Annotated in this window: 11 protein-coding genes; 5 read left to right on the top strand and 6 right to left on the bottom strand. The window is 54.4% G+C overall.

Annotation, left to right across the window (positions count from 1 at the left end; genetic code table 11):
- Positions 1-489 precede the first annotated feature (489 nt).
- The 4 genes from JX360_RS16535 to JX360_RS16520 all read left to right on the top strand — a co-directional run bounded on the left by JX360_RS16535 (position 490) and on the right by JX360_RS16520 (position 3,714).
- Positions 490-2,097 (top strand): hypothetical protein, encoded by a 1,608-nt coding sequence (locus JX360_RS16535; protein ID WP_244353147.1) that lies wholly within the window; start codon positions 490-492, stop codon positions 2,095-2,097.
- Between the two features lie 285 nt (positions 2,098-2,382).
- Positions 2,383-2,787, top strand: a complete 405-nt coding sequence (locus tag JX360_RS16530) for a universal stress protein (RefSeq protein ID WP_244353146.1) — start codon at positions 2,383-2,385, stop codon at positions 2,785-2,787.
- A gap of 215 nt (positions 2,788-3,002) precedes the next feature.
- Positions 3,003-3,347, top strand: coding sequence for a ferredoxin-thioredoxin reductase catalytic domain-containing protein (locus JX360_RS16525; RefSeq protein ID WP_244353145.1), 345 nt, complete (start codon positions 3,003-3,005; stop codon positions 3,345-3,347).
- Positions 3,348-3,600: 253 nt separating this feature from the next.
- Positions 3,601-3,714: a photosystem II reaction center X protein gene (locus tag JX360_RS16520; protein ID WP_244353144.1), complete on the top strand. Its 114-nt coding sequence runs from the start codon at positions 3,601-3,603 to the stop codon at positions 3,712-3,714.
- A gap of 94 nt (positions 3,715-3,808) precedes the next feature.
- Here the strand turns inward: JX360_RS16520 and JX360_RS16515 are convergent, their stop codons facing one another.
- Together JX360_RS16515 and JX360_RS16510 are read right to left on the bottom strand one after the other, a co-directional pair.
- Positions 3,809-4,450 carry an efflux RND transporter permease subunit gene (locus JX360_RS16515; protein WP_341830568.1) on the bottom strand — a complete coding sequence of 214 codons (642 nt, stop codon included), beginning with the start codon at positions 4,448-4,450 and terminating at the stop codon, positions 3,809-3,811.
- Positions 4,444-4,728, bottom strand: coding sequence for an HlyD family secretion protein (locus JX360_RS16510; protein WP_244353142.1), 285 nt, complete (start codon positions 4,726-4,728; stop codon positions 4,444-4,446). Before JX360_RS16510 ends, JX360_RS16515 begins: the two co-directional genes overlap by 7 nt.
- A gap of 114 nt (positions 4,729-4,842) precedes the next feature.
- On the opposite strand from JX360_RS16510, the gene JX360_RS16505 reads away from it, so the two are divergent.
- Positions 4,843-5,028, top strand: a complete 186-nt coding sequence (locus JX360_RS16505; protein WP_244353140.1) for a hypothetical protein — start codon at positions 4,843-4,845, stop codon at positions 5,026-5,028.
- On the opposite strand, the gene JX360_RS16500 is transcribed toward JX360_RS16505, so the two are convergent.
- The 4 genes from JX360_RS16500 to JX360_RS16485 all read right to left on the bottom strand — a co-directional run.
- Entirely contained in the window at positions 5,025-5,570 is a 546-nt protein-coding gene (locus tag JX360_RS16500) for a peroxiredoxin (RefSeq protein ID WP_244353138.1), read from the bottom strand. The two genes, JX360_RS16505 and JX360_RS16500, sit on opposite strands and share 4 nt — an antisense overlap.
- A 77-nt stretch (positions 5,571-5,647) precedes the next feature.
- Positions 5,648-6,178 (bottom strand): GNAT family N-acetyltransferase, encoded by a 531-nt coding sequence (locus JX360_RS16495; RefSeq protein WP_244353132.1) that lies wholly within the window; start codon positions 6,176-6,178, stop codon positions 5,648-5,650.
- Between the two features lie 9 nt (positions 6,179-6,187).
- Entirely contained in the window at positions 6,188-6,472 is a 285-nt protein-coding gene (locus JX360_RS16490; RefSeq protein WP_244353130.1) for a hypothetical protein, read from the bottom strand.
- 40 nt (positions 6,473-6,512) lie between these two features.
- On the bottom strand, positions 6,513-6,765 hold a 253-nt coding region (locus JX360_RS16485; RefSeq protein ID WP_244353129.1), incomplete at its 5' end, for a hypothetical protein.

The following is a 6,765-nucleotide window of genomic DNA, read 5'->3' as shown; positions in this document are numbered from 1 at the left end:
TGAGTGTGGTGGTGACCCGTTTCATGGGGACTATTGTATGTACTATTTCTGTTGCTGAATAAATTCAGCCTGTGCGCTTATATCCCCCGGTTAGAAACCGGGGGCTTTACGCTGCTTTTCGTAAACTCCCCTCCGCCGCTACGCTGAGCGGAGAGCTTTATCCCAATTCCCACCCGTCACAGAACAGCTAAGTTTCGGAATAAAGTGCTCCGCACCGCCCAAAGGGCGACCGGGCAAGTTTACAGTTGCCCCAAGCGCAGCAATCACAAGAGCGGCATTATGGCCTGCATCAGAATAGGGGCAGAAGATCAGCTCCCAACAAACTGAATACGGAAGGGATCCCTGGGAAGACTGTAAATAGAGAAATAGGGTCGGTTCCCAGAAGAATATGTTATCCTGCCGGGCAAAATAACCTGTGCTCTCCGAAGAACTAGTGTAATATTAGATACATGTGGATACACTTACTCCTGCCTGGCAGCCTTCATCACTATGGTAGTCTCGGATCCCCTTAGCTTTGCCGTGCAGGAAATGCAGCAGGGCGGGCATGCAGACCGAGTCAAGAAGCTCGTTTATTTCACCTGCACCAGCACTTGGGAAAGTGATGCCCATAAGTTGAACCAAGTGGACTTAAAAAGTCTACTGGAGCAGCTTTGCCGCGAGCACACTACTCTGGAGTCCTTGGGACAGCGCTTTCGGGAAGCGATTAGCCACATCAACAAAAAGGCAGAATATGCCCGCATCGCCAAGATGGTGCTGAGCAAGCTGCAACCCTTCTACCAGAGGCAGTCTCCTCACGATTCTGGCACTCCTGCCTCAGCCGCTGGGGATCCCCCCATTTGGGTTGCACCCCAACCGACTCTACCGCTGGGCTATGGAGGGATGCAACTGCAGAAGCAGGACTACGATCCCTTCGAACTGAGGGCAGGGGTGATGCGGCAAACCAGTCCTCTGCGGGCCAAGTTGGTGGCCTTTACGGCTCTACATCACAAGTTAGAACCCAATCTACAGGGGTTGGCGGCTCTACGACGTTATAACCTCGACGACCTGCTCAAGGAGCTTTACGATGCCTGCAACTCCCCTGAAGAACTGGAGACGCGACTGAAACAGGCCGTGCAGCAGTTGGAGGAGCCGGAACAGGATGGCCAAGCGGCCAATGCCTTGCTGCAAATGATGAAACCCCTCTACGTTTACTTGCCCCTCGAATCCTCCCCTAGCAGCGGCTTGGCGGCTGAAACCCCATCAGGAGATCTGGATTGGCTAAATGGAGAGACCGCTGGTACCAGTCGGATCACCTTGGTTGAGCCCTGGGCTTCAGACTACCTGGATGGAGGCGAGCCGCTTGACCCAAATGATCCCTATCTCAGCGCGGATGCCTGGCCTGAAGCGTCTTTTGCTCCACCCCCTGCTGCTCCAGAACCCGTTACCCCCACCCCCCCACCGTCTCCTGCCAGCCGCCCCCGCTTTGTCACGCCCCCGCCCATCCATCTGCACCAGCTACCGGAGCGCTCACGGCAGTTATTGGATCGCAGCGCCAATTCCCTCATGGCCACCATCGAAAACACCCTCAGTGAATTGGGCAATGCCCTCGATGAACGGCTTCAAGATGAAGATCCGGCACAATATCTCGCCCTGAAACACCAGGTGCTGCGCGGCCTCCTCAGGGATGTGGAGGGATCCGCCGTGACATTTATGGCCATTTTGAAAAAGCTGGAACAATCGGAACGTCGCCTGATCCAGCCGGATCTGCCGGAGGTGGTGACGGAGGTGCCTAGCGATTTCGAGGATCCCTATTCCGCGTTGCGGCAAGTGTTGGCCACCAGCGAGCTGACTCAACAAAAGCCGCAGTTGGAGCAAGAGGTGATGCGCTTGGTACGCCGCAACATTAGCTCGATCAAAGTCGGCATCGAAAATGCCCTGAGCGAGTTGGGCAATGCTTTAGATGAGCAGTTTCAAACCCATAACCTCGAAGAAGCCCTGTTTTTGAAATATCAGGCTTTGCGTACCTTTTTGCATGAAATCGAAGAGATATCCTCTAAATTTGCCACCCTGCTAGATCGCATGGAAGAGGCGGAGCGTCGTCTGTTTGGGCTCACTTGAGGGCTCCCTTCCCTGGGTTTGGCGAATCAATCCAAATCCCCAGTCCGATACCGTGCCCTATTCCCAGTAGCAGCCAACTGAGTCCCAACCCGATCGACCCCAACATGTCCACGAATGGGGAACCTCCTGCTATACGCGTTGGCGAAGCCGCTGCTTTACAGCTAGCGTTAGCGGGATGAGCGTCAAGCACCTTGCACAGCAAGCAAGATAGAATAAGGCCAGCAGCCCTTGCTCAATTGCATCTGGATTGATTTGGATTGGGGTTGACCGTGGGATCCTTAGGCTATGTTCGACAAACTGCTCTTTCCCATTGATAACTCGCGTGAGACCAGCCATGCCCTGCCGTTGGTGGCGGATATGGCGCAACGCTACCAAAGCCAGGTGTATCTGCTTTCGGTTTTGGATGATGCCGAGCTCAGCCCCGAACAGGTACAACAGGCACGACAAAACATTCAAACTTTGCTTAAGCAAACAGAGTCAGGTCTGCACCAAATTGGGCTGAGTAACGTCAAGAGCGAGTATCGGGAGGGGAAAGTGCCCTTCGTGATTTGTGATGTCGCTGATGAGCTGGAGATCGACCTGATCATTATGGGTTGCCGGGGGTTGAGCCTGTCTGGAGAAGGGCGAGATGACTCTGTGAGCAACCGTGTGATTAACCTCTCCCCTTGCCCAGTGTTGGTGGTGCCCTAGGTGGGAGGGATCCCATAGACGGTATTCTGAGATCCCATAGACGGTATTCTGAAGAGTACGTCAATGCTAGCTCTTGTCTAAGTCTCTAAATGTTGCCTTGTGTAACGACGAGGCTGCCTTCATTTGTCTCCCTAAAGAGGCTGCAGTACAACGAAGAGCGAGAGAAGACGAATCGTCATACGCAGCGGATTTCAGTTCCACCGTTAGGGATTGTCATGGAAAGTCGTGGCCACAATAAGTCCTCGCAGAAAACCTTTGAGGTAATGCGGAATTTCGCAGAAACCTACGCCAAACGTTCCGATACTTATTTTTGCTCGGATCCTTCGATTACAACGGCGGTGATTGAGGGTTTGGCCCTACACAAAGAACAGTTGGGAGCGCCCCTGTGTCCCTGTCGCTTTTATGAGGACAAAGAAGCAGAGGCCAAGGCGGGCTACTGGAACTGTCCCTGTGTACCGATGCGGGAACGGAAGGAATGCCACTGTTTGTTATTCTTAACCCCTGAGAATCCCTTTGCGGGTAGCAATCAAACCTTGGAAGAGGTGAACCTGGAGTATTGACCTCAACGTGAGCTCAAAGAAAGTATTGACATGACAAAAGTATTGACAAGGGATCCCTGGCAAAATCCAGCAGCAGGGAAGCCAATGAAGGTCGGAACGGTTGCAAAGCTCGATATGCTCGACGAGCCCTTTGGGGCAATACTGTCTTGATTATGTCTTGATTAGCAGCAAAGCTTGGGCTTAAAGTTGCAAAGCTCGATATGATCGAGGAGCCCTTTGGGGTTATTGACTCGCATGAGAAGGAAACGCTTTTATGACCGCCTCACTTGCTAACTTCCTCTGGAGCCTAGTTGCTGGTGCCGTGGTGCTGGGTGCTCTCTTCGGTGCCATTATCTTCGTCAGCCAAAAGGATAAGGTTCGTCGTTGAGCCTAAGCCCTTTTGGGTGGGATAGCTCCGACCGGCTCTACGGTGGCAAACTGCTAGGGCTCACTCTCTTTATGGGTTGGGGTGAGCCCTAGTGTTATCTATGCCTGGGTTTACCGGAATGATTCAGCAGCAGATGGGCGCTGGGCACGGCATAGAGGGCCAGGATGGTCGTCCCCCCCAAGCCACCGGCAATACAAATGGCTAAGGGGGGCCAAAACCCGGTGGCATCCAACAAAAGTGGAATAAACCCTACCAATGTGGTCAAGGTCGTAGCCACCACATGGCGGGTGGAACGGCCCACCACCTGTGTCACCGCCACAGGATCCACCTCCACCCGGATCTCTTCTTCAGCCTCCCCGAAGCGTTCCACGCTTTTTGACCCTGGGATCCGGCGCAGATCCTCTTGCAGGGTTTCCGCCAGCCGACTGAGCACCCCATAGTTGGGATCCCCCGGCAGATCCCAGACCAGCCCGACGATCAGGGCATTGGCGGAGATGGTGGCCACCTCCACCTCTGGCTCTGTGGCCGCTGTGGGCAAGCTGGGGATGGCATCTGAGGCTTTGTCCCGCACCCGCGACCAAGCGGCATCCACATTGGTGATGGTGTCCTTCAGCTCCACCTCGATCACCGAGATCCCCAGACGGGAGGTGGAGGTGAGGGTGTCGATTTCCTCTAGCTCCCGTAGCTGCTGCTCACCGGCAACAAGGCCAGCACCTCCGCCTCGTAGGCTTAGGATCCCACCTCCAAAGTTTGCCGGGATCCCTCGGGGGGCAGCAGATGGGTGGGCACCCCGATGCGGGCCTCCCAGGCTCCCGATTCCACCAAGCGCAGCACCGGCTGACCGGATCCCACCACCGTGCCCTCATCCACATGACGCAGGGCAATTCGCCCCGCAAACGGGGCGCGAATCACACTCTTGCTGAGGGCCACATCCAAGCTGGCCAGACTGGCTTGAAGCTGCTGTACCCGCGCCTGCTGAGCGGTAATCTGTTCCGGTCGAGTGCCCGTCTGCAACTCCTGATACTGCCTCAGGAGGATCTGCCGTTCATCACAGGTGTCTATACAGTACCCTTGGGAGCAAGGTATCGGCTACGCTAAGCTGTGGAGGTTGGATAGCCCGCTAGGATTATGGATGCAGCTGAAATTGCCGCTTTGAAAGACCGCATCAAACTAATCCGGGAGCGTCGACCGACGGTGGCCAAGCTTTTAGAAAAGCCCGACCTGGGTAGCTTGCGGGTGGATGTCAATCAAGCCCTAGAAGAGATTGACGAGTTACTCTATGAGTTCGACCAAACCTTCGGAACCGAGAGCTAGCCATTGATCAGCTCTCGCAGTTGCGCCAATACCTCAGCACTGTGACGAGAGGGATGCACGATGGGGTCAATCTCCCGCAGGATCCCCTCTCGGTCAATCAAAAAGGTGTTGCGCAGGGCTACATCCCCCATCCAGGAACCATAGGCTTCGCTAACCTTACCGTCTGGATCCGACAGCAATGGAAATTGGAGTCCCTCTGCCGAACAGAACCGTTCGTGGGAGTCCACGGAGTCGGCACTGACGCCCACAATTTGCGCCCCCATCGCCCGGAACTTGGGCAGATCCTGCTGAAAGCGGCGAGCCTCGATAGTGCAGCCGGAAGTGAAGTCGCGCGGGTAGAAGTACAGCACTACCCACTCACCCCGAAAATCTGCCAGGTGACGCAACTGCCCCGTTTGATCCGCCAACTCGAACTCGGGTGCAGGGAAGCCGATTTGAGGCAAAGGGGTGGTTCCCCACTGCGCCCAGGCAGGCTGAACACCACTGAGACCCACAAGCAAGCCCACAAGACTCAACATCAGGCTTAACCACCGCCAAACCATGCGCAATCCTTTAACTACCACCTGAACACCTCGTTCCTGAGCCTTCCACCTAGTTTACATAACTTTACGTTATGGGATCAGGATAGCCACTTACACAACAACAACTGGGGCGGCACCCCTAGCCACCGCCAGAGTCGGGAGGTCCGCTCAATCGGGATATAGCGGAGTTGGGCATAGAGCTGTCGAGCTGGAAAGTTATCTTCCAGGACGTGCAAATGCAAATTGCGGTAGCCCCACACCTGAACCACTCCTTCCGCACCCAGCAGAAGCTGACGAGCTACCCCCTGCCGCCGCCAACCCGGTAGAACCGCCAAATTGGAAAGATAGGGATATTTGCCATGGGCCATGGCTCGCAAGGAGATTTCTGCAGTACCCACCACACGGGATCCCACCGAAGCGGCCAAACAACAATAGTAGGGATCCCTTGAGCCCAGCCTTAGGCGCAAATCCTCACGAATGCCCAGCTTGCGAATCGGGTAGATCCAGCGTTGCAGCCCCAGCGGTGGATGGAAAACCTGAGTTAGCACCTCCGCCAACGGCTCCAAATCTCTCGGTGTAGCCGGATAAACCACAAGAGAAGGTAATACAGACCGAGAAGAGGCGCTCAATCATCAACCCTACGCATCTTTATTATTCTCGCAAACAACCTGCAAACAACTGGCAACCAAACAATAAGTGGCGGCCATCCAAACGGAGCCGCCACTAGCTTGATAGACTTTGACTGGTCTGACATTATCAATAGAACTCAAACCCAAGGAGAAAAGCCTCCCGACACGATGCGAACCAACCGCATCCAGATGGTATTCAGTTTTTTCAACCTGGAACTGATCCAAACAAATTGGCTCAACAATTTGGCCGATAAACAATAATCTGGCGAACTCAATCTCTGGCCTGATGCTCATGGGTACTGGCTTTAGATGCCAGAAGTCAGGATCCAAAGGTCTATGATGAACTTTCTAAATCGCTAACGTGACAGGCTGAGCCATCGATGCGATAGATATCATCCGTGATCGGCTGGTAACCGACCTCGACCAGATCTGACTTGGCAGGAGTAAATACGCGGATAATTGCTCTAGCAATCTTTGAGAGAAAAGCAAACATAGAAACCTCCTCAAGGCGAGAGTGGAACCATGAATTGCTAAAGCCCGCAGCTCTTACCACACTGAGCACAGATCCCGATTCACCAGAGTCTGCA

Origin of the sequence: Thermostichus vulcanus str. 'Rupite' (genome assembly GCF_022848905.1) — a bacterium.
In the GTDB taxonomy this organism is placed as follows: Bacteria; Cyanobacteriota; Cyanobacteriia; order Thermostichales; family Thermostichaceae; genus Thermostichus; species Thermostichus vulcanus_A.
This window is presented reverse-complemented; position numbering and strand designations above follow the sequence as displayed.

Excerpts from the sequence above, each read along its gene's own strand:
- JX360_RS16535 (WP_244353147.1), top strand. The coding sequence starts at position 490 with ATGGTAGTCTCGGATCCCCTTAGCTTTGCCGTGCAGGAAATGCAGCAG.
- JX360_RS16530 (WP_244353146.1), top strand. The coding sequence starts at position 2,383 with ATGTTCGACAAACTGCTCTTTCCCATTGATAACTCGCGTGAGACCAGC.
- JX360_RS16525 (WP_244353145.1), top strand. The coding sequence starts at position 3,003 with ATGGAAAGTCGTGGCCACAATAAGTCCTCGCAGAAAACCTTTGAGGTA.
- JX360_RS16520 (WP_244353144.1), top strand. The coding sequence starts at position 3,601 with ATGACCGCCTCACTTGCTAACTTCCTCTGGAGCCTAGTTGCTGGTGCC.
- JX360_RS16505 (WP_244353140.1), top strand. The coding sequence starts at position 4,843 with ATGGATGCAGCTGAAATTGCCGCTTTGAAAGACCGCATCAAACTAATC.
- JX360_RS16500 (WP_244353138.1), bottom strand. The coding sequence starts at position 5,570 with ATGGTTTGGCGGTGGTTAAGCCTGATGTTGAGTCTTGTGGGCTTGCTT.
- JX360_RS16490 (WP_244353130.1), bottom strand. The coding sequence starts at position 6,472 with ATGAGCATCAGGCCAGAGATTGAGTTCGCCAGATTATTGTTTATCGGC.